The following is a 19,233-nucleotide window of genomic DNA, read 5'->3' on the forward strand; positions in this document are numbered from 1 at the left end:
GGCCAGTGGCCCCGGAGTCCGGTACATTCTCACCGACGCCGGCGAGGAGCTTTGGCCCGTACTGTTGGCGCTCGGCGCCTGGGGCGAGCGATGGGTCGAGCTGCGCGACGAACACACCAATCCCCGGTTCCTGCTCTGGACTGTCCCCGAGCGTTCTGGGTGAGGACGTAGGGGCCGGTTGGCGTCATTGACGGTGAGGATCTGATCGAGGGCGGCCGGGTGGGTTGCCCTTCTTGCTGCTCGTCATCACTGTGGGGAGGTTTGGACGGGCAGCGGCCCTCCCGTTTCCTTTGGCCAGGCTCGGGAGGGCCGCGCGGTGGTGCGCGGAGGCACCGGTGTTGACGGTAGGCGCGGATGCGGTCGTGGTCGAGCGGCGTTTGGTGGCGGGAGAGTTGGCGTGCCCGGGCTGCGCGGGTGTGCTGGCCCGGTGGGGGCATGCCCGGGCGCGGGTGATCCGCGTGGGGTCTGGTCGGGTGTCGGTGCGTCCGCGACGGGCGGTGTGTCGCGGGTGCCGGGCCACGCATGTGTTGCTGCCGGTCGGGGTGCTGCTGCGGCGGGCGGATGGTGTCGACGTGGTCGGGGCGGCGATCGTGGCGAAGGCGGCGGGGTTGGGCGCCAGGCCGGTCGCCGTGCTGGTTGACCGTCCGCTGGGGACGGTGCGGGGGTGGCTTCGCCGGTTCGGTTGCCGGGTCGAGGCGGTGCGGGGCTGGTTTACCCGGCTGCTGTGTGCGGTGGCGGCAGATCCGGTGCTGCCGGAGCCGGCCGGGTCGGTGTGGGCGGATGCGGTGGCGGCGATCGGGGCGGCCGCGGTCGCGGTGACGGCCCGGTTCGCGGTGACCAGGGTGACGGTGTGGCAGGTGGTTTGCGCGGTCTCGGCGGGTCGGTTGCTGGCGCCGGGCTGGCCGGCGGGATCGATCAACACGAGTTCGTCCTGGGCGGCGCTGATGTGATCGGCCACCCTCAACGCTTGTCGATCTTCGTGATGAGTGGTGAGGAGGCGCCGATGACGGCGGCTGAGGATGAAGTACGGGCGCGTGTCGAGCGGGCCCGGGCGGTGGCGTTGTTCCGCTACCAGTTGATCCGGGAAGCGGCCGACCCCGGGTTGTCCACCCGCCAGCGCGGCCGGCTGGTGCGCGAGTTGGCCGGCCGGGAGCATCCCGGCCCGTTCGGGGTGCCGGTGCGGGTGTCACGGCAGAGTCTGGACCGGTGGATCCTGGCCTGGCGCCGCGGCGGGTTCGACGCGCTGCTACCCACGCCGCGGCAGGTCACCGCCCGCACCCCGGGCGAGGTGCTGGACATGGCCGCGGCGCTCAAGCGGGAGAACCCGGACCGCACCGCGGCGCAGGTGGTACGGATCCTGCGTACTCACCTGGGCTGGACGCCGTCGGAGTCGACGGTGCTGCGCCTGTTCACCCGGCTGGAGTTGTCCCGGCCGCAGCCGGGCAGGACGGTGTTCGGCAGGTTCGAAGCGGCCCGCCCGAACCAGTTGTGGACCGGTGATGCCCTCCATGGGCCCGTGGTGGCCGGACGTAAGACCTACCTGTTCGCCTTCATCGATGACCACAGCCGGGCGGTGGTCGGGCACCGGTTCGGACACGCCGAGGACACCGTGCGGCTGGCCGCCGCGCTGCGCCCCGCTCTGGCCTCACGCGGGGTGCCGGAGGCCGTCTACGTCGACAATGGGTCCGCGTTCGTGGACGCCTGGCTGCGCCGCGCCCTGGCGGTGCTGGGCATCAAGCTGACCCACTCCACCCCGGGGCGGCCCGAAGGCAGAGGCAAAATCGAACGGCTGTTCGAGACGGTGCGGGGCCAGTTCCTGGTCGAGGTCACCGGCACCGGCGAGCCCGGCCGCCACCACGTCGCCGATCTGGGCGAGCTGAACCGGCTGTTCACCGCCTGGGTCGAGCAGGTCTACCCCCGCCGGGTGCACTCCGAGACCGGGCAGCCCCCGATCGACCGCTGGACCGCCGGCGCACCGTTCGCCTTGCCGAGCCCGGCGGCGCTGCGTGAGGCGTTCTTGTGGTCGGCGCACCGCCAGGTCACCAAGACCGCCACCGTGTCCCTGCTGGGCAACGTCTACCAGGTCGACCCCGACCTGGTCGGCCGGCAGATCGAGCTGGTCTACGACCCGTTCGACCTGACCACCATCGAGGTGCGCCTGCACGGCAAGCCGATGGGGCTGGCCATCCCGCATCGCATCGGCCGCCACGCCCACCCCCAGGCCCGACCCGAGACCCCACCCACGCCGCCGCCACCGGCCAGCGGCATCGCCTACCTGCCGCTGGTCGACGCCGCCCACCACGCCGAACTCGCCGAAAAGGTCAACTACGCCGCCCTGCTGGACAACGTCACCAACACCTCGCCGACCGTGGGCGAGGCCACGCCGTGACCGGCACCGCATCGGCGACCCAGATCGCCGCCCTGCTGGCCCAGGCCCGGCGCCTCACCGAAGCCGGCCCCGCCGCCGACCCCGCCGACCGGGCCGCCTACCTGGCGGCCAAGGCCGCCCTGCTGGCCCGCATCACCGGGCACCCCCACGACCACACCGACGAGGACTCCCGATGATCGACAAACTGCAAAGCTTCTACGGATTCACCCGCATGCCCTTCGGCCGCGACCTCGCCCCCGGCATGCTGCACCGCCACACCAGCCACGCCGAAGCCGTCGCCCGCATCACCTGGTGCGTCGACCAACACACCCTCGGCGTGATCACCGGCGAGGTCGGCGCCGGCAAAACCGTCGCGGTCCGCGCCGTCCTGTCCACACTCGACACCAGCCGGCACAGCGTCATCTACCTACCCAACCCCGCCGTCGGCGCCCGCGGCATCCACCACGCCATCGTCACCGCCCTGGGCGGGGTGCCCCGCTTCCACCACGCCACCCTGATCCCGCAGGCCACCGACGCCCTCGCCATCGAGTACGCCGAACGCGGCCGGGTCCCCATCCTCGTCATCGACGAGGCCCACCTGCTCGACCACACCCAACTCGAAGGCATCCGGATGCTGACCAACCACGACCTCGACAGCCGATCACCGTTCGCCTGCCTACTCGTCGGGCCACCCACCCTCCGCCGGAAGATCAAACTCGGGGTACTGGCCGCCCTCGACCAGCGCATCGCCCTGCGCTACACCCTGCCCGCGATGACCGCCGAGGAGACCGCCAGCTACATCCGCCACCACCTGACCCTCGCCGGCCGCTCCGACACCCTGTTCTCCGACGACGCCGCGGCACTGATCCACCAGACCAGCCGCGGCTACCCCCGCGCCGTCAACAACCTCGCCCTCCAGGCCCTCATCGCCGCGTTCGCCACCAACAAGAGCATCGTCGACGAATCCTCCGCCCGCACCGCGATCACCGAGGTCACCTCAGAATGAGCACCAGCACATCACCACGGTGACCAAAGCCCCGCCCGGCATTCGCCCGGCGGGGCTTTCCGCAAGCCCCACGTCCTCACCGTCAACGACTTCCACGTCCTCAACCAAAGCGACGGGCAACACGTACTGACCCCCGCCGCATAACCCCCGAAGGACTTACAGCGCGGACCACTTAGGGCCGGCACGATCGCCGGTACGGCCAGCGTCGGCGATCAGGCCGCGGAAGCGGTGGAGTACGTTCGGGCCTCAAGGGTTGTCCATCAGGCCGGCTGAACACCAGATCGAGATCGTCGTATCTGGAAGTCGTCGTTGGCTGTTCGGACTGGCGGCGGCGTTGACGCTGTAGCGCAGCGCCGGCCCGTGGTGACAGGGCGATCCAGGCGCGGCTGCCCCGGGTCTTCGGGTCGTTGAAGATGAGTCGGCTGTTGTTGACGCTGACGAGGGTGCAGCGCCAGTGGCCGCGTACGACCCAGCGGTGCCGCCATTCGTGGCCGACGCCGTCCTGCTCGGCGTCGCAGGCGGCGGCGACGCTGCGGCGCAGCCGCACGATCCGCACGTCACGGGGCGGCAGCCCGGCGCGTTCCGTGCGCCGGCGTTCCGAGCGCGGCACGGGCTGCTGCTCGGTTTCGGCGAGGTTGCCCTGCGCGGCGAGCTGGAACGCGGCGAAGACCAGCCGCGCCCACGACAGCGTTCCGTGCTGGTCCGCGGTACCGGTCAGCATGAACTCCTCGGGCGGGGCACCCTCGGGCCGCCACGCGGGCGCGGCCTCGTTGTCGACGGTCAGCGGCGGCAGCATCCCGCGAGCCCGCGCGGCTGCGGCGGGCTTGCCAGCGAGCACGTCGTCCGCGGTCCTGTTGGTGACCGCGGAGAAGGACATCCACAGCCCGCCGGCCCGCCAGCGTGGGTTGGTCGTCGGTCCTCAGGAGACGGCCACGGTGCGGGCCTGGTCGTCGTAGATCTTCTCGGTCAGCTGCCGGAACTGGTCGCCACCGCGGGTGGTGGCGAGCGTGTCGACCAGGTCGTCGCGGCGGGCCTCCTGCGCCGGATAGATCGCGATCGGCTCGGCGAACACCGCGAGCCCAATCTTGGACGGCAGGTCGTTCGGGCGCGGCGCGAACGCGGGCATGCTTGGGTGCGCAGCGGCGAGCAGAGCACCCAGGTCCTCGTCGACGTACCACAGGTCACCCTGGCGCAGCCGGGTCGTCTCCGCGACAGGGCGGCCAGCACCACCCGGTCGGCCAGTTCGAGGTCGGGGCGGTGTACTCGGCGGCGTAACACCGCCACCTGGTGGCGGAGTACGAGGCGTTCGACGTCTTTGGCTCCGCCGCCGCGGGCGACGGGTCAACATCTGTAGCACCTGCCGAAACAGCAGGTACGCCAACGACGCGTTCATGGCCGAAGCGTCGCAGCTGCCCCGGACGCTGACCTCGCACAGAATCGCACGTCAAGGGCCTGATCGCGGGTTTGCGAGCCCTACAGCCAACCGCGTTGCACGTTCACGCTGCTCGGCCGGGTATCTCCTGGGCGTGATCCACATCCTCCGCAAGAAACGGAGCGGCATCAAACCCGGGACGCTTCAGTCTCGTTCAAACCGACCGGACGTGTTCATGCCTGGTGTGATGTGAGTTTGACCTTGAGGTCGTTTTTGAGGATCTTTCCGACCTTGGATCTGGGGAGATCCGGCCACACCTCGATCTGCTTCGGGGTCTTCACGCTGCCGATCCGTTGTTTGACGAATGATTTGATCTCGGACGGGTCGAGGGTTTCGCCGGTCCGGAGCTGCACCACGGCGGTGAGCCGTTCACCCCATTTGTCGTCCGGAAGGCCGATGACGGCGCAGTCCTGAACCGCGGGATGCTGCATGATCGTCTGCTCGACCTCGGTGGAATAGACGTTGAAGCCGCCGGTGATGACGACGTCCTTCGCGCGGTCGACGATGAACAGGAAGTTGTTGTCGTCGAGGTAGCCGATGTCGCCGGTGTGATGCCATCCGAAGGCGGAGGCGGCTACGGTGGCCTGTGGGTCACGGTGATAGCCGCGCATCACCAGCGAACTGCGTACGACGATCTCCCCAATCTCACGTCGCGCTCTGAGCCGACCGTTTTCGTCCATGATGGCCACGGTGACCAGCGGGGCCGGGCGTCCCGCTGAGGCAAGTCGCTCGGTGGCGACCGTACCGTCGGGACGGAAGTGGTCGCGCGGGGCCATGGTGGAGATCATCATGGGGGCCTCGGTCTGGCCGAAGAGCTGCGCCATGACAGGACCGATCCGGCGGAGTGCCTCGTCGAGCCGGGCAGCCGACATCGGTGCTGCGCCGTACCAGAAGCATTGCAACGACGACAGATCAGTGTCGTCGAGGCGTTCGTGCCCGAGTGCCATGTAGATCAGGGTGGGCGGCAGGAAGGAGTGCGTCACCCGGTGCCGTTCGATGAGCGCCAAGAAGGCTCCGATGTCCGGGTCGCGCATGACGACGATCTCCCCGCCCAACGCCAGGACCGGGAAACACAGCACCCCGGCGGCGTGTGTGAGCGGCGCGAGCGCGAGGTAGACCGGCCGCCCCTCGAACGGATAGCTCATCAACGTGATGGCGGTCATCGTCTCGAGGTTCGTTCCGGTCAGCTCGACGCCCTTCGGCCGGCCGGTCGTGCCACCGGTGCCGACGATCATCGCCAGGTCGTCGAGCGCCGGCACGTCGACGTCTCCCGCGCCGAGGCCGAGGAAGTCGTCCCAGGACAAGGTGTCGTCGACGTCACCGTCGAGGCAGACCAGCGTGGTCAGGTCGGTGAGCTCGCCGCGGATCTGGGCCACGAGCGGCGCGAAGCGCTCCTGGAAGATCAGGGTCGTGCAGCCGAACAGCGCGAGCAGCTCGCGGTTCTCCGACGCCTCGTTGCGCGGATTGATCGGACACCAGACCGCGCCGGCGCGGCTGATCCCGAAGACACAGGTGAATGCCGTCGGGTCGTTCGCGGACAGGACGGCGACCCGGTCGCCGGGGCGGACGCCTCGTGCCGCCAGGGCCGCCGAGATGCGGGAGCTGAGCTCCTGCACCTCGGCGTAGGACCTGGTCCGCCCGTCAGTGGTGACGCACGGCGAGTCCGGACCGAGCGAGGCACCCTTGTCGAGATAGTCGACCAGTCGCATGGTGCCTCAACCCTGGAGTGTGACAACCGGTTCGCGCACCAGACCGAAGCTGCTGAGTACGCCGAGCAGCTCGCGGTGCCCGAAGGCCTGGCACCCGGACGCGAAGCCGGTGCGGCGCGGTGGCTGCTGGAGCAGCGAGTACGCCGCGTAGGCCTGCATCAGGCCGGTCTGCTTGTAGTTGGAGTTGCCGTAGATCACGCAGTGTGCCCGGCCGAGGGGCCCGGAGGCGTGGACGGAGTCCAGGGACTTGTTGAGGCGCGGATTCTCGCGCGGCGGCATCTGGTTCATCACCTGCGCCGCGGTCGCGGTGAGCGCGGCGTACCGCTCGTCGGCCGGCATGTCCTTCGTGGCCTCGACCGCCGCCGCCACGATCTGCGGCACTCCCATCATCAGTGGCTTGTTGAAGACCCCGCCGAGCACCTTCACATTGGCCACCCGCGGATCCTTGCGGTACCAGACCGGGTGGGACGTGCCACCCCAGGGCAGCGCCAGGGCCAGCTCGTGCTGACCGGGCAGCGCGAGCTGGTAGAGCCCTGCGTTGGGATCCCAGGCGACGTACCGGTTCTGCTCCAGGTGGTAGGCGTTCGCCAACGCCGCGTTGACCAGGATCGTCAATGTGGAGGCGATGGTCGGACTGCCGCCCCAGAACACCGCGATGTCCAACGTGTCCAGACCCGGCCGTTCCAGGCACAGCTCGGCCGCGATCTCGCCCGTCGTGTACATCTGCGCGACGCCCGGGGCGAGGAGCAGACCGGCGGCCGCGAAGTCGGAGCCGTACTTCTCGTCGCAGGTGATGAGCCAGTCTTGTTCGCCGGTGGTGTCCAGGTAGTGCGTCCCGCTCGCGAGGCACGCCTCGACAACCTCGGGACCGAGCTGGCTGAACGGGCCGACCGTGTTGCACACGACCGAGGCGCCGGCGAACGCCTTGGTCAGGGACCCGACGTCGTGGGCCACCTCGAGGATCTCGTAGTCCGCCGTCTCGACGCCAGGGACGTGCGTATGCATGGACGCCTTGACCTTGCCGGCGTCGCGGCCGGCGGCCACGAAGGGCACGTTGTACTCGCGCAGGTACTCGCAGATCAGCCGTCCGGTGTAGCCTGACGCGCCGTAGACGACGACGGGCTTGGTGTCCTGCGACATGGTCACATCCCCATCCCGCCGTCGACCGGCAGACCGACGCCGTTGATGAAGCGCGCCGCGTCGGACGCCAGGAACACCACAGCGTCGGCCATGTCGGTGACCTCGCCGAGGCGACCCGACGGGGTGAGCCCGATGACCGCGCCGACCGCCTCCTCCGGCGATGCGAACAGGCCGAGCCTCGCGCAGTCGTTGGCCAGCCCCGCGCCCATCGCGGTCGGTACCAGTCCCGGGTAGATGCAGTTGACACGGACGCCGTATCCCAGCTTGCCGGACTCCATCGCGGCGACCCGGGTGAGCCGGTCGACCCCGGCCTTGGTCGCCGAGTAGACCCCGATGCCGGGGAACGCGATCGTCGCGGCGACCGACGCCACGTTGACGACGACGCCTCCGCCGCCCGCGGCGCCGCCCGGGCGCATCGCGCGGAAGGCGTGCTTGATGCCGAGCGCCGTCCCGAGCAGGTTGACCTCGAGCTGCTTGCGGACCGCCGCGGGGTCGAGGTCGACGAGGAGGCTCGTGATCTCCACGCCGGCGTTGTTGACCACGATGTCGAGGCCAGCGAGCAGGTCGACGGTCTGCGTGACCGCGGCGTCCCAACCGGCGTCGTCGGTGATGTCCAGGTGCACGAAGCCGTGCCCCGCGCCGAGCGACTCGGCCACCTTGGGTCCGAGGTCGTCCTGCAGGTCCGCCACCACGACCTGCGCGCCCGCCGCGGCGAGCGCGCGGACCATCCCTTCGCCGAGCCCCTGAGCACCGCCCGTCACGAGGGCCTTGCGATCGTTGAGGCGTACGTCTGTCATGGCAGCTCCCGGGTGTCGTCGATGACGGTGGTGACCCCATCACAGGCTCCGTCTTGACACTTGTCAAGAGAAACCTTGACACTTGTTCAGGAAAGTTTGGGCGATTGTCAAGCGTCGAGGATCGGCTCCTAGGATGGTGACGTGGCACCGACGAATACCTCGCGCCGCGGCGCGGTGCGGCCTGTCGACAAGTACGACCAGCGCCGTGACGAGCTCGCCGAATCGGCGTTGACGACCCTCGGCGCGATGGGGTACGCCCGCGCCAGCCTCCGGGAGATCGCGAACAACTCGACGTTCAGCCACGGGGTGGTGCACTACTACTTCCAGGACAAGCTGGAGCTGGTGATCTACAGCGTGCGCTACTACAAGGCGCGCTGCGTCACCCGGTACGACTCCGTCGTGAGCGACTCCACGACTGCCGACGACCTAGTCGACGCCTTCGCGGCGAAGCTGACCGAGACGATCCGCGAAGAGGCGCCGATGCACAGGCTCTGGTACGACCTGCGCACCCAGAGCATGTTCGAGGATCAGCTCCGCGACGCTGTCACCGAGATCGACCACACTCTCCAGGACATGATCTGGCGCGTCGTCACCCGCTACGCCGAGCTCGACGGCCGACCCGTCTCCGTTGACCCGGGGGTCGCCTACGGGATGCTCGACGGCCTGTTCCAGCAGACGCTGCTGGGATACCTGGGCGGGCGCCAAACCGCGCTGGACAGCCTCGTGGCCCAAGTCCGCACGGTGATGCCACTCTTGGTCGCGTGATCTGCAGCGTTGTCCAGGGCTCGTGCCGGCGACTTCCCCGTTGGACAACGGACGCCGCCCGAGGGCACGACGGAGTGGCAGGACCGTTCGCTCGTGTCGACGACGCGTGAAACCGACCCCTAGCGGCGGTGGGTTCCAGGGTGGATTCGAGCGATCGTCGCAACAGTTCGACTTTGATGGTGCCATGGCTCGCATGTAGACGCTCGGCTGGCGTGGCCCAACCAAGAACCCTTCGGGCCGGTTGTTGAGGCGGTCCTCGACCGCGCGGAGGTCGTCGGGGCCGTGGACCCGCAGGTTCCTGCCATTGGGGAAACACTGGCGCAGCAACCCGTTCGTGTGCGCTCTCACCTCGGACTCCGGCACCTTGAAGTGAGAGACTCCTTTACTCGGCTGAGTAGGCTCGGTGGCGACCAGGGTAACACGCTCGAGTATGCCGCTGGCCCACCTGACTACTGGGGGTCAAGGGGGAGTGGCGGAGCCGTCAGAAGCGTGAGTCTCACAAGAAACTGCAGGCCAGCGCCGGTCGGGCGGTGCGTCGACCATGACCACGCCTTCGGTGGTGGTCAGGAACATCGCCTGGTAGAAGCCGTCGGTGACCCAGTACAGGTTTCCGCCGATGTGCCCGACGAAGTAACCCGCTTGGTTCACTGCAGGGCCGAAGGCGCCTGCTGGCACCGGCGCGTAGTCCGGCAGGCCGTCCGCGGGGGTGGCTGCGGATGAAGCGGCATAGGCGCTACCGGGAAGGTTGAGGCCCAGCAATCCGGCTGCGGCCGGAACAGCCGCGGCTACGGCGGCTTGGCGTAGGAAGGTTCGGCGGTCGGACCTGAGGGATGACGTCACGGCAATCTCCAAGATATTTGCGCGCGGACATAAATGGCTTGCGGGTAATGCGGACTGGCGAAACCGCGAGGGCCTGGATCGCGGCCGGGTCTCGTCCAGCGCTGTCGGTGGCCGGGTGGATTCGCCCCAAATGCGTACGGCGAGGACGGCGATGCGCAGGTCTAGGTGGGGTGCGGCGAGTTTGGTACGGGATGCCCCGGATCTGTTGGTGGTGCGGCTCGAGGTGCCGCCGTGTGTTATCAGTACGAGGGTATAGTTGTGTTTGCAAGCAACTAATTTGAGAGATTATTGCGCTGCGGCATTCTGAGTCGCTCGCTCAGTCGCCGGCGGTGTCTTCGCGGAGCGCGGTCAGCACCCGGGATAGGGCTTGGGTCATGGTGCGCATCTCGCTCCTGGTGATGTGGTCGAGGACCAGCGAGCGTACGCGGGCAAGGTGACCGGGGTAGGCCGCGGTGAGCACGGCCAGTCCCTGCGGGGTGAGGGCGGCGAGTGCGCCGCGCCCGTCTTGCTCGCACTTGCGACGTGTGACCAGGGACCGGCGTATGAGGTCGTCGACAACGCGGGTCGTTCGGCTGCGGGACAGTGCGGTCGTCTCGGCGAGTTCTCCCATGCGCAGTTCGCCGGCCGGTGCTTCGGAGAGGGCGACCAGGACGGAGTAGTCGGACATGCTCACCTTGGCTTCCCGGTCGAAGTATTCGTCCAGGATGCGGGGGAGTCGCAGCAGGAGTTCGACGAGCGACCGCCACAGGATCTCCTCGTCGCCGTCCAGTCCGGGCACCGGCGTCGTCACCCCGTCACTCTATCGCCGGAGTTGCGTCCGCCCGCAACTTCCTCGCCTAGTGCGACCGGCGGTCATGCGGTCAACCGTTCCCCCCGGAAATCAGCGAGCATCTCCAGGATTCGTACCTTCATGCGCTGATCAGACCGGGACCTGCCTGGATTTCGAGTTCTTCCGGCGCGACATCGTGGCCGTGTCGCACAGCTCCGCGGACGGACGGTCGCTTCGCAGCCGCGGTGAACGGATCGCACGGGCGGTCCACTGGCGTCGGAGGCCCAGGTGTCGCCAATTCCCGCAGGGCGGTGATCACCGGGAGCAGGTCGCGGCCCTTCTTGGTCAGCTGGTATTCGTATCGCGTCCGTTGGCCGGGCTCCTGATAGGGCACGCGGTCCAGTAGTCCGTCCGCGGTCAGTTCCGTCATTCGTGCGGCGACTGCAGGTTCGCCGATGCCCACCCGGCGCGCGAAGTCATCGAATCGCCGGGTGCCGAAGAACGCCTCACGGAGCACGAGATCGACCCCATGTCGCTGCCGGCCAACCAGTCCTGCCCCATTGCCCGGTCGCTGGCCGTCCTCGGCCAGAAGTGGAACCTGCTGCTGTTATGTGAGGCGTTTCTCGGGCGGACGAAGTACGGCGAGTTCCAACGCATCGGCGTACCGAGTGGCACACCCGGCACACGACTGGATGCGCTAGTCGACGCTGGGCTGCTGGAACGACGCAGATACCAGGAGAAGGGTGAGCGGTCCCACGACGAATACGTCCTCACTGCGGCCGGGCGCGACGTCATGCCGATTCTGGCCGCGCTGATCCAATGGGGAGAAGCCCACCTCCCAGAGGAACCGGGCGCCGGTATCGCCTACACCACCGCAACAGCCAACGGTCGTCCGGTCCGTCTCGAATTCGTCGATGATCGCGGCACGACGGTCGGCAAGGACGCTGTGGTCGTTGCACGCAAGCCTCGACCGGCAACCGCCCTCGCTTGACCCGGCGTGCCTCACCACCGTCGCGCGTCTTCGCGGTCGGCCCCGGCACACACCCCGCCGAGCCGACCGGCCTGACACCGTCGGTGGTATCACCACCTGGCCGCGCCCACCGGAAGCGGGAGCTCGATGAATGACGCGATGAAGCGCTCGGCGTCCAGCGCCGCGGCACAGCCGGTGCCGGCCGCGGTGATGGCCTGCCGGTACGTGTGGTCGACCAGATCGCCCGCCGCGAACACGCCCGGGATGTTGGTCCGGGTGCTCGGGCTGTCGACCTTCACGTAACCGCCGGCGTCCAGCTCGATCTGGCCCTGGAACAGCTCGCTACGCGGGTCGTGGCCGATCGCCACGAACACGCCGGTCATGTCGAGGACCTTGGTGTCGCCGGTCTTCAGGTTGCGTACCCGCGCGCCGGCGACCTTGCCGTCCTCGCCGACGATCTCCTCGACCACGCTGTCCCACTCGATCTTGACCTTCGGGTTGTTCAGCGCCCGCACCTGCATGACCTTGCTCGCCCGGAACGAGTCCCGCCGGTGCACGATGGTCACCGACGCGGCGAAGCGGGTGAGGAAGGTGGCCTCCTCCATCGCGGAGTCGCCACCGCCCACCACGATGATGTGCTGGTTGCGGAAGAAGAACCCGTCGCAGGTCGCACACGACGACACGCCGTGGCCCAGCATCTCCCGCTCGCCGGGGACGCCGAGCGGGCGCCAGGCCGAGCCGGTCGCCAGGATGACGGCGCGGGCGAAGTACTCGGTCTCGCCGACGTACACCGTCTTGAGCCCTTCGGCGCCTGCCTCGGTGGGCCGCTCGCCGAAGTCGACCCGGCTGACGTCGTCGGTGATGAACTCGGCGCCGAAGCGTTCCGCCTGCTTGCGCATGTTGTCCATCAGCTCGGGGCCCATGACCCCGTCCGGGTGACCCGGGAAGTTCTCGACCTCGGTGGTGGTCATGAGCGCGCCGCCGGACTGCACACCCTCGATCGCGAGCGGCTTGAGGTTGGCCCGGGCGGCGTAGAGCGCCGCCGTGTACCCGGCCGGGCCCGAGCCGATGATGATCAGATTGCGGACCTCATCCACTGCGATTCCTCCCGTCGACGTTCAGCGACCACGATGTGCGGCAGCGTCACCTTGCCGGCCATTCTGCTGATCAGGAGATCCACGGCTCGAGCGCGGCGCGCAATGCGCCCTTCGGCTTGAGTCCATGGATGCGCTGCACCGGCTCGCCGTCGACGAATAGAATCACCGTCGGCAGGCCGGAGACGTCGTAGCGCGACGCCGTCTCCGGGTTCTCGTCGGCGTTCAGCTTGACCACGGTGACCCGACCCGCCAACTCTGTCTGCAACGCCTCGAGCACCGGCGCGAGCTGCCGGCACGGTCCGCACCAAGCGGCCCAGAAGTCCACCAGGACCGCCTTCCCGCCTAGCACCACGGACTCGAAGTCGCCGTCGGTGGCGGTGTTCATCGCGCGGTCAGGGCGGCGGCGACGTCCGGCGCGAGGCCCGCCGTGTTCTCCAAGCCAAGTTCGCCGTGCTTGATACCGAGGGTCTTGAGGAACTTCTGCTGCCCCATGGTGAGGCCGATGAAATAGCCCAGCTCGACGATCTCCGGCTCGGTGAAGTGCTCGTGCAGTCTCGCCCACACCTCGTCGTCGGCCATCAGCGGATCCCAGGCGATCGCCTCGGCCAGCAGCAGCGCCGCCTTCTCCCGCTCGGACAGCACGGTCGACTGCCGGAACTCGATGACCTCGTCGAACTCCCGCTCGGTCAGCCCGCCGGCGGTCGCCAGATGCGACCGCTGCCCGGCGCAGTACCCGCACTCCAACGTCTTGGCCACGTAGACCCGGGCCAGCTCCTTGACGTTGTGATCGAGCACGCCCTCGCGGAACACCGCCTGCCACGATTGGTTGAACGTGCGCAGCACGGCCGGCACATGCGCCCGGATGGCCTGACTCTCCACCCGGGGCGTGCCGTACCTGCGCGAGTCCTCGATGTAACCGGCCAACTCAGGATCGGTGATCGTGGCCGGGTCGACGTAGCTGATACGCGGCATGACGCCCCCAAAGTGCTTGGCAATCGATTGCCAACATTCTGCGCGCTGACGACCCTCGGGTCAAGAAGGACCGCCAATCTAGTTGCGCATGAAACGAGTTTCTGCGTTAATGGTGAGCACCCAAGACCGCATCCACGCTCCGCGGAGCCACCCATCCGCTGAGCGCCTCCGCCTCGTTTCGGGCATAACGGCCGTCTGGTTCACCACCCGGCACTACTGCCTGGGGCGGGCGCACCGCTCCCTCGACAGCGCCCCACGGCACATCAGGCGTCACCGAACGAAGAAGGCCGTCCTCGTGATCGCGGGCCCGGCCGCAGTCGGCCTCACCAGGCCCAGCCCGCGAGTGCGCAGGTCAGCTGGTTGGCTGGGTGCATGCCGCTAGTGGCGAACTGGCCGGCCCCTCCACCGACCTGACGTACGCCGGCGACCTGGTCGGCGGAACCAGACCATCCTTACCGCTTCGCTGCCGTCAGTGGGGTCGATGCCGAACCCACGAATCGACAGCCGCAGCCACCGCCAAACGAAAACACCGACAGGGCCACGCCGTTTGAAGGGCGTCGACGTAGCCTCGTTGATCAACAAATATTTGCTCTTGGTCGCAATTAGCGAGGAGAATCATGCCTTCGAATCGTCGTACCTTCCTCCGTCAGGCAGTCGCAGCGGGTGCTGTACCGGCGACGGCGTCCCTGCTCGGTGTCGCCGGATTCGGCGCGGCACAGGCCACCCCGCCGCCGTCGGACGAGCTGCCGGACTACGCGCCGGTGCCGCCCGGCTCCCTCGGACCCCCGATGAACGAGTCCGGCTACCACGTCGGGCGCATCGCTGGGAACCTCTACTGGATCACCAACAGCTTCTACCAGGCGATGTTCCTCACGACCACGGACGGCATCGTGCTGATCGACGCCCCACCGACCATCGGGCACAACCTCCTGCGTGCCACCCAAGAGGTCGCCCACGCCCGGCGCCGACCGGATCGGGTGACCCACCTCGTCTACTCGCACTCGCACGCCGACCACATCGGCGCGGCGGCACTCTTCGGCAACCGTATCGTCCGGGTTGCGCACACCGAAGCGAAGCGGCTGCTCCGGGCCGACCGGGACAGCAACCGACCACTGCCCACCGTCACCTTCGAGGACCGGTACCACCTGCACGTCGGCGGCGAGCACGTGGAACTCAGCTACCACGGGCCCAACCACAGCCCCGACAACATCTTCATCCGCGTTCCGAGCGCCCGTACCCTGATGGTGGTGGACATCATCTATCCCGGCTGGGTGCCGTTCACCAACCTCGCCGAGTCACAGGACATCCCCGGCTGGCGGGCGGCGCACGACATCGTGCTCAACACCGCCTGGGACACCTACGTCGGCGGCCACCTGGGCCGCCTGGGTACGAGGGCAGACGTACGCTTGCAGAAGGAGTATGTCGCGGATCTCACCGCAAGCACCGTCGAGACGTTGAACACCTTGGACCCCACGCCGTATTTCGAAAAGTACGGTCCGGCAGGGAACGCCTGGGCCACCTTCAGGTCCTATCGCGACGACGCGGCGCAGCGGGCCGCGGCGCCGATCACGTCGAAGTACCTCGGCCGACTAGCCGGAGCAGACGTTTTCACCCTCGGCAACGCCGCAGCCATGGTCAACACCACCCGGATCGACGCCGGCATCCTCGGGGCGTTCGGCATCCACGCCTGAGCGCCGCGATCGGGCCGAAGCGGCGAGGTCATCGCCGCTTCAGCCAGCGTTGTCTTCGACGATCACGCCCGGAAGGGGGCACAGCTGACAGTCCCGAGCGGTACGTGCCAGTCGGCCAGCATCGAACTGGATCTCGTTGGGTCAACGGTTTCGTGGCCGGCCTGGCCGTATCGCACCGTCCACGAGCTCCGATTCGCATGAGGACGGCTGAGTACGACGCATAACCGGTCGCTGGACCTGGCGGTGGGGGCGCCGCGCGTCCGATCAGAAACTCGGCCACGGAGCCAGACCCGTCGATCCAGCAAGGCCACAGGGAGCAGGTTGGTGCCCGGGTTGGCGCCGCAATGTACCGCCGACGCAGTCAGCGACTGCACGCTCATGGCCGATGAGCGGGCGCTGGCGGACGCGCGCGAGACCGGCCGCGTGCTCAAGAGGCCTGCCGAGCGACCAGATAAGGGCTAGTGTGCCCACTGCACGCACGCTCGAAGCCAATCCCAGTGGGAGACCTCCAGAACTACTCGCACATGGTGTGAGCTGGCTTTTTCCGATTGCCCGAGGATGCGGTACATGGTTGTTCGACTGCTGTACCTGACCGCGGTTCCGATGTTCGGCTGGTTGCCGGAGGTGACGCGTAGCGAGGCCGCGATGACTGCCGAGCTGTTGGTGCTGCGCCACGAGGTCGCCGTGTTGCGTCGCCAGGTCGGTCGGCCTCGGCTGTCCCGGCCAGACCGGGCCGTGCTTTCCGCTCTGGTCCGCGCTCTTCCGCGTGAGTTGTGGCGGCATCGGATCGTCACCCCGGCGACGCTGATGTCCTGGCACCGACGTCTGGTGAGCCGGCACTATCCGAATCGGCCCGGACGCCCGAGGATCAGCGACGAGTTACGCGACCTTGTCCTCCGACTGGCCCGGGAGAATCCCCGCTGGGGGCACCGCCGAGTGCGAGGGGAACTGGTCGGTCTTGGCCACCGGGTCGGCGCGGGCACGATCCGCCGTATCCTCGCTGCCGATAGGGTCGGCCCGGCGCCCCGCGAGGCCGACACCAGCTGGCGGACCTTCCTGCGCACGCAGGCGTCTGGGCTGCTCGCGACCGACTTCTTCCACATCGACACGATCATCTTGCGGCGGCTATACGTGCTGGTCGTGATGGAGATCGCCACCCGACGGGTCCACATCCTCGGCGTCACCGCCCATCCCACGGCGGACTGGACCACCCAGCAAGTCCGTAACCTCGTCATGGACCTCGGCGACCGAATCAGCGGCTTCCGGCTCCTAATCCGGGACCGAGACTCCGAGTTCGCCGGCTCGTTCGACGCCGTGTTTCGCGGCTGCGAACATCGAGGTCGTCAATTCCCCCACGACCCCGAACGCCTCGCGCGAACTGCTATGTCGAACGGTTCGTCCGCAGCGTCCGAGCCGAGTGCACCGATCGGATGCTGATCTACAACGATTGCCACGCTCGTGCCGTGCTCGGCGCGTACGAGCGCCACTTCAACGACCCACCGTCCACACCAGGGTCTCGGCCAGCACCCGCCCAACCACGACCCGGATGTGGTCGTCGCGATTGACGCACCGGTGCGGCGAAGACGAGTCCCTCGGCGGCATGATCAACCAGTACTCACGGGCTGCCTGACCGGATCAAGCGAGCCGCAGGTCACAGGCCGTGCGACGAGTTCTGGCACGGCACAAGGCGGTGAGCACGCCGCCCGGTTTAGCTGTCGGGCCCTTGCCGGTGCCGTCTCCAGACGTCCGACCCTGGGGCTCCAATGAACCTGATGCTTTGGCGGGATGAAGACTCGCCGTCCACCGGGGACCGACACGTGAGCCCGCACCTCGGGCATCACCCCATCAGCGCCCGACACGTACCGGTGGGACACCGTTCTTGGCGACCTCCCTTTAGCGTGACCATCAGTTGCGCCACGCCGGCAGTCGCCAAGATCCACCACCGGCGGGGGGTCCCGGACCGCCGGTGGCGTTCCGGCGAGTCTGCCGTCACGTACTGTAACTGTGATACATGTTGTCTCGTCATCGGCCTACTGTGGCACAGGCTTGTGCAATGAGTCAACATGTCTCGTAACATGGTGCTATGGCCGACCCTCAGGACCCCAGGTTCATGCGCAGCCGCGAGTCCATGCTGGCCGCGGCCCGCGAACTGCTGCGGGACGAGGGCCCGGCAGCCGTCACCCACCAGCGGGTCGCGCAACGCGCAGGCGTCGGTCGCGCCACCGTCTACCGCCACTGGAGCAGCCCCGACGACCTGCTACGGGACGCCATGTCCGACGCCGAGGTCCCGTTCTTCCTCCAGCCACGCCTCCCGCTACGCCCGTGGCTGCTCGCCGAACTCCGCCGAATCGCCGACGAACTCGCCCTGCCGGCCCTCGCATCAATCGCGATCGCCCTCATGTACCAGGCCCGCTGGCAAACCGCGGCCACCACGCTACGTGACCATCAACTCCAACTCCTCGACCAGCGGCTGCAGGCCGCGTTCGCCCTCGCCGCCGACGCCGGAGAACTCGACGAACCGCTGCAGCCCCCGGCGCTGACCGCCCTCCTGCTCGGCCCGCTGGTCTTCGGCACCACCCTGCAGGAGGCCACCGTGCCCGACACGCTGCTCGAACGCGTAGTCGACGCCGCCGCAAAATGGCGCTGACCAACGAAACGTCATCGATGGTCAGCGGCATGCCGAATACCGACATCCCCGGAAGGAAAGTATGTAGGGGCCGAGCCTCGCTTTGATGCCGGTGCGAACCACCAGAGGCCTTCATCGAAAGCCATTGAGTTGATCTCAGCAACTTTCGGGTAGGTATTTGTATTCGAAATGAGTCAGGTGGAGCGCTGCGGCGACGATGTCGCCGACGCGGCGTGGGCTGGCGGTGGTGTGACGGAGTGTTTTCCAGCGTCCGATCAGGATCGCGAAGCCGCGTTCGCCTTGCCAGCGCAGCCCGCGCAGCAGCCGGTTGTAGGCGCGGTTGTCGATGGCGAGCCGGCTGCCGTCGGCGGGCTGCTTGACCGGGGTCTTGATGCCATGGCCTGCGCCTTCGTAACCGGAGTCGGCCAGGGCGGGCAGCTCGAGGTCACTGGCGGACCAGTTCAGCGCAGCGGTCACGCCCAGTTGGCGGGCGCAGGTCGTGTCGTGCAGATGCCCGGGCATCGCCGCTGACGTCCAGATCGGCAGCCCGTCCGGGCGCATGATGGCTTGAATGTTCGCGCCGAAGTCGCGGTGCTTGCCGGAATACCAGGCGTCGATCGTCTCGCCCTTGACGGAAACAGTGGTTTCGGTCAGCCGGTCGCAGTCGAACAGCTTGCCATCCAGGATCACGTACGACCAGCCGTCGGCGGCGACCCGGCGCAGGGCGGTGTGCAGATCCTGGGCCTGGGCGGACAGTACCGCGATGCCCTCGGCCAGGTACCGGTATGCGGTGGCCCGGGAGATGCCGAAGCCGGCGCCCAGCAGGGTGGCGTCCTCGCCCTTGCGGAACCAGACCAGCACCAGCAGCGCCTGGTAGAAGCAGGTCAGGGCGCGGGTACCGGAGCGAGTGCCTCGCGCGCGGCGTTCGGCGGCCAGCAACCGGCCGAGGTACTGCACGAGTTCCCTCGGGACGTCGAGCGTGGCACGATACGTGATCACGTGGGGTCCTCACCATGTGGGTGATCTTGTGGTGAGAACTACCTACCGAGGG

General features: G+C 68.2%; 23 protein-coding genes. 11 read left to right on the top strand and 12 right to left on the bottom strand.

The features are described 5' to 3' along the window. The 5 genes from VGR06_RS44050 to VGR06_RS27855 form a co-directional block, all read left to right on the top strand. Nucleotides 1-163 (top strand): winged helix-turn-helix transcriptional regulator (locus VGR06_RS44050; RefSeq protein ID WP_414637346.1); only part of this gene is annotated, 163 nt, incomplete at its 5' end. 172 nt (nt 164-335) lie between these two features. Further along, nucleotides 336-950 (top strand): hypothetical protein, encoded by a 615-nt coding sequence (locus VGR06_RS27840; protein ID WP_327562102.1) that lies wholly within the window; start codon nt 336-338, stop codon nt 948-950. Nucleotides 951-1,003: 53 nt separating this feature from the next. After that, nucleotides 1,004-2,389 (top strand): DDE-type integrase/transposase/recombinase, encoded by a 1,386-nt coding sequence (locus VGR06_RS27845; protein ID WP_327562103.1) that lies wholly within the window; start codon nt 1,004-1,006, stop codon nt 2,387-2,389. Beyond that, the gene (locus tag VGR06_RS27850; protein ID WP_327562104.1) at nt 2,386-2,565 is read left to right on the top strand and encodes a hypothetical protein; all 180 of its coding nucleotides are present in this window, start codon (nt 2,386-2,388) and stop codon (nt 2,563-2,565) included. Before VGR06_RS27845 ends, VGR06_RS27850 begins: the two co-directional genes overlap by 4 nt. Next, nucleotides 2,562-3,374, top strand: coding sequence for an ExeA family protein (locus VGR06_RS27855; protein ID WP_327562105.1), 813 nt, complete (start codon nt 2,562-2,564; stop codon nt 3,372-3,374). Before VGR06_RS27850 ends, VGR06_RS27855 begins: the two co-directional genes overlap by 4 nt. A gap of 172 nt (nt 3,375-3,546) precedes the next feature. On the opposite strand, the gene VGR06_RS27860 is transcribed toward VGR06_RS27855, so the two are convergent. The 5 genes from VGR06_RS27860 to VGR06_RS27880 all read right to left on the bottom strand — a co-directional run bounded on the left by VGR06_RS27860 (nt 3,547) and on the right by VGR06_RS27880 (nt 8,452). Continuing rightward, entirely contained in the window at nt 3,547-4,251 is a 705-nt protein-coding gene (locus tag VGR06_RS27860) for a hypothetical protein (RefSeq protein ID WP_327562106.1), read from the bottom strand. A gap of 42 nt (nt 4,252-4,293) precedes the next feature. Next, nucleotides 4,294-4,500 (bottom strand): hypothetical protein, encoded by a 207-nt coding sequence (locus VGR06_RS27865; RefSeq protein WP_327562107.1) that lies wholly within the window; start codon nt 4,498-4,500, stop codon nt 4,294-4,296. Nucleotides 4,501-4,979: 479 nt separating this feature from the next. Beyond that, complete coding sequence (locus VGR06_RS27870) at nt 4,980-6,515, bottom strand: long-chain fatty acid--CoA ligase (RefSeq protein WP_327562108.1); 1,536 nt, start codon at nt 6,513-6,515, stop codon at nt 4,980-4,982. Between the two features lie 6 nt (nt 6,516-6,521). Beyond that, nucleotides 6,522-7,655 carry a DUF5938 domain-containing protein gene (locus VGR06_RS27875; RefSeq protein WP_327562109.1) on the bottom strand — a complete coding sequence of 378 codons (1,134 nt, stop codon included), beginning with the start codon at nt 7,653-7,655 and terminating at the stop codon, nt 6,522-6,524. Between the two features lie 2 nt (nt 7,656-7,657). Then, nucleotides 7,658-8,452 (bottom strand): SDR family NAD(P)-dependent oxidoreductase, encoded by a 795-nt coding sequence (locus VGR06_RS27880; protein WP_327562110.1) that lies wholly within the window; start codon nt 8,450-8,452, stop codon nt 7,658-7,660. A gap of 141 nt (nt 8,453-8,593) precedes the next feature. On the opposite strand from VGR06_RS27880, the gene VGR06_RS27885 reads away from it, so the two are divergent. Continuing rightward, nucleotides 8,594-9,217 carry a TetR/AcrR family transcriptional regulator gene (locus VGR06_RS27885; protein WP_327562111.1) on the top strand — a complete coding sequence of 208 codons (624 nt, stop codon included), beginning with the start codon at nt 8,594-8,596 and terminating at the stop codon, nt 9,215-9,217. Nucleotides 9,218-9,676: 459 nt separating this feature from the next. Here VGR06_RS27885 and VGR06_RS27890 read toward each other — a convergent pair whose 3' ends face one another. The 3 genes from VGR06_RS27890 to VGR06_RS27900 form a co-directional block, all read right to left on the bottom strand. Continuing rightward, nucleotides 9,677-10,057, bottom strand: coding sequence for a hypothetical protein (locus tag VGR06_RS27890; protein ID WP_327562112.1), 381 nt, complete (start codon nt 10,055-10,057; stop codon nt 9,677-9,679). A gap of 316 nt (nt 10,058-10,373) precedes the next feature. Continuing rightward, a complete protein-coding gene (locus VGR06_RS27895; protein WP_327562113.1) occupies nt 10,374-10,847 on the bottom strand; it encodes a MarR family winged helix-turn-helix transcriptional regulator in 474 nt (157 codons plus the stop codon). A gap of 118 nt (nt 10,848-10,965) precedes the next feature. Further along, nucleotides 10,966-11,343, bottom strand: a complete 378-nt coding sequence (locus VGR06_RS27900; RefSeq protein WP_327562114.1) for a helix-turn-helix domain-containing protein — start codon at nt 11,341-11,343, stop codon at nt 10,966-10,968. 12 nt (nt 11,344-11,355) lie between these two features. Here VGR06_RS27900 and VGR06_RS27905 point away from each other — a divergent pair, with 12 nt between their 5' ends. After that, nucleotides 11,356-11,817 (top strand): helix-turn-helix domain-containing protein, encoded by a 462-nt coding sequence (locus VGR06_RS27905; RefSeq protein ID WP_327562115.1) that lies wholly within the window; start codon nt 11,356-11,358, stop codon nt 11,815-11,817. A gap of 89 nt (nt 11,818-11,906) precedes the next feature. Here VGR06_RS27905 and trxB read toward each other — a convergent pair whose 3' ends face one another. The 3 genes from trxB to VGR06_RS27920 all read right to left on the bottom strand — a co-directional run bounded on the left by trxB (nt 11,907) and on the right by VGR06_RS27920 (nt 13,865). Continuing rightward, a complete protein-coding gene (gene trxB / locus VGR06_RS27910; RefSeq protein WP_327562122.1) occupies nt 11,907-12,899 on the bottom strand; it encodes a thioredoxin-disulfide reductase in 993 nt (330 codons plus the stop codon). A gap of 64 nt (nt 12,900-12,963) precedes the next feature. Then, on the bottom strand, nt 12,964-13,278 hold the full coding sequence (trxA, locus tag VGR06_RS27915; protein WP_327562116.1) for a thioredoxin: 315 nt from the start codon (nt 13,276-13,278) through the stop codon (nt 12,964-12,966). Continuing rightward, nucleotides 13,275-13,865, bottom strand: a complete 591-nt coding sequence (locus VGR06_RS27920) for a carboxymuconolactone decarboxylase family protein (RefSeq protein WP_327562117.1) — start codon at nt 13,863-13,865, stop codon at nt 13,275-13,277. Before VGR06_RS27920 ends, trxA begins: the two co-directional genes overlap by 4 nt. A gap of 617 nt (nt 13,866-14,482) precedes the next feature. Here VGR06_RS27920 and VGR06_RS27925 point away from each other — a divergent pair. The 4 genes from VGR06_RS27925 (at nt 14,483) to VGR06_RS27940 (ending at nt 18,203) form a co-directional block, all read left to right on the top strand. Continuing rightward, a complete protein-coding gene (locus VGR06_RS27925; RefSeq protein ID WP_327562118.1) occupies nt 14,483-15,556 on the top strand; it encodes an MBL fold metallo-hydrolase in 1,074 nt (357 codons plus the stop codon). A gap of 603 nt (nt 15,557-16,159) precedes the next feature. Then, nucleotides 16,160-16,993: a helix-turn-helix domain-containing protein gene (locus tag VGR06_RS27930; RefSeq protein WP_327562119.1), complete on the top strand. Its 834-nt coding sequence runs from the start codon at nt 16,160-16,162 to the stop codon at nt 16,991-16,993. After that, nucleotides 16,903-17,121: an integrase core domain-containing protein gene (locus VGR06_RS27935; protein WP_327562123.1), complete on the top strand. Its 219-nt coding sequence runs from the start codon at nt 16,903-16,905 to the stop codon at nt 17,119-17,121. The genes VGR06_RS27930 and VGR06_RS27935 overlap by 91 nt, the downstream gene beginning before the upstream one ends. A gap of 518 nt (nt 17,122-17,639) precedes the next feature. Then, a complete protein-coding gene (locus VGR06_RS27940; RefSeq protein WP_327562120.1) occupies nt 17,640-18,203 on the top strand; it encodes a helix-turn-helix domain-containing protein in 564 nt (187 codons plus the stop codon). A 135-nt stretch (nt 18,204-18,338) separates the two neighbouring features. On the opposite strand, the gene VGR06_RS27945 is transcribed toward VGR06_RS27940, so the two are convergent. Beyond that, nucleotides 18,339-19,139, bottom strand: coding sequence for a transposase family protein (locus VGR06_RS27945; protein ID WP_414637345.1), 801 nt, complete (start codon nt 19,137-19,139; stop codon nt 18,339-18,341). Nucleotides 19,140-19,233 lie beyond the last annotated feature (94 nt).

It is taken from the genome of Actinophytocola sp. (assembly GCF_036002505.1).
In the GTDB taxonomy this organism is placed as follows: domain Bacteria; phylum Actinomycetota; class Actinomycetes; order Mycobacteriales; family Pseudonocardiaceae; genus DASYTH01.

Bases quoted from the DNA above. Each gene is read 5' to 3' on its own strand.
- VGR06_RS27875 (WP_327562109.1), bottom strand. From the start codon at position 7,655: ATGTCGCAGGACACCAAGCCCGTCGTCGTCTACGGCGCGTCAGGCTAC.
- trxA (WP_327562116.1), bottom strand. From the start codon at position 13,278: ATGAACACCGCCACCGACGGCGACTTCGAGTCCGTGGTGCTAGGCGGG.
- VGR06_RS27880 (WP_327562110.1), bottom strand. From the start codon at position 8,452: ATGACAGACGTACGCCTCAACGATCGCAAGGCCCTCGTGACGGGCGGT.
- VGR06_RS27940 (WP_327562120.1), top strand. From the start codon at position 17,640: ATGGCCGACCCTCAGGACCCCAGGTTCATGCGCAGCCGCGAGTCCATG.
- VGR06_RS27930 (WP_327562119.1), top strand. From the start codon at position 16,160: ATGTTCGGCTGGTTGCCGGAGGTGACGCGTAGCGAGGCCGCGATGACT.
- VGR06_RS27870 (WP_327562108.1), bottom strand. From the start codon at position 6,515: ATGCGACTGGTCGACTATCTCGACAAGGGTGCCTCGCTCGGTCCGGAC.
- VGR06_RS27925 (WP_327562118.1), top strand. From the start codon at position 14,483: ATGCCTTCGAATCGTCGTACCTTCCTCCGTCAGGCAGTCGCAGCGGGT.
- VGR06_RS27845 (WP_327562103.1), top strand. From the start codon at position 1,004: ATGACGGCGGCTGAGGATGAAGTACGGGCGCGTGTCGAGCGGGCCCGG.
- VGR06_RS27860 (WP_327562106.1), bottom strand. From the start codon at position 4,251: ATGTCCTTCTCCGCGGTCACCAACAGGACCGCGGACGACGTGCTCGCT.
- VGR06_RS27905 (WP_327562115.1), top strand. From the start codon at position 11,356: ATGTCGCTGCCGGCCAACCAGTCCTGCCCCATTGCCCGGTCGCTGGCC.
- VGR06_RS27855 (WP_327562105.1), top strand. From the start codon at position 2,562: ATGATCGACAAACTGCAAAGCTTCTACGGATTCACCCGCATGCCCTTC.
- VGR06_RS27865 (WP_327562107.1), bottom strand. From the start codon at position 4,500: ATGCCCGCGTTCGCGCCGCGCCCGAACGACCTGCCGTCCAAGATTGGG.
- VGR06_RS27920 (WP_327562117.1), bottom strand. From the start codon at position 13,865: ATGCCGCGTATCAGCTACGTCGACCCGGCCACGATCACCGATCCTGAG.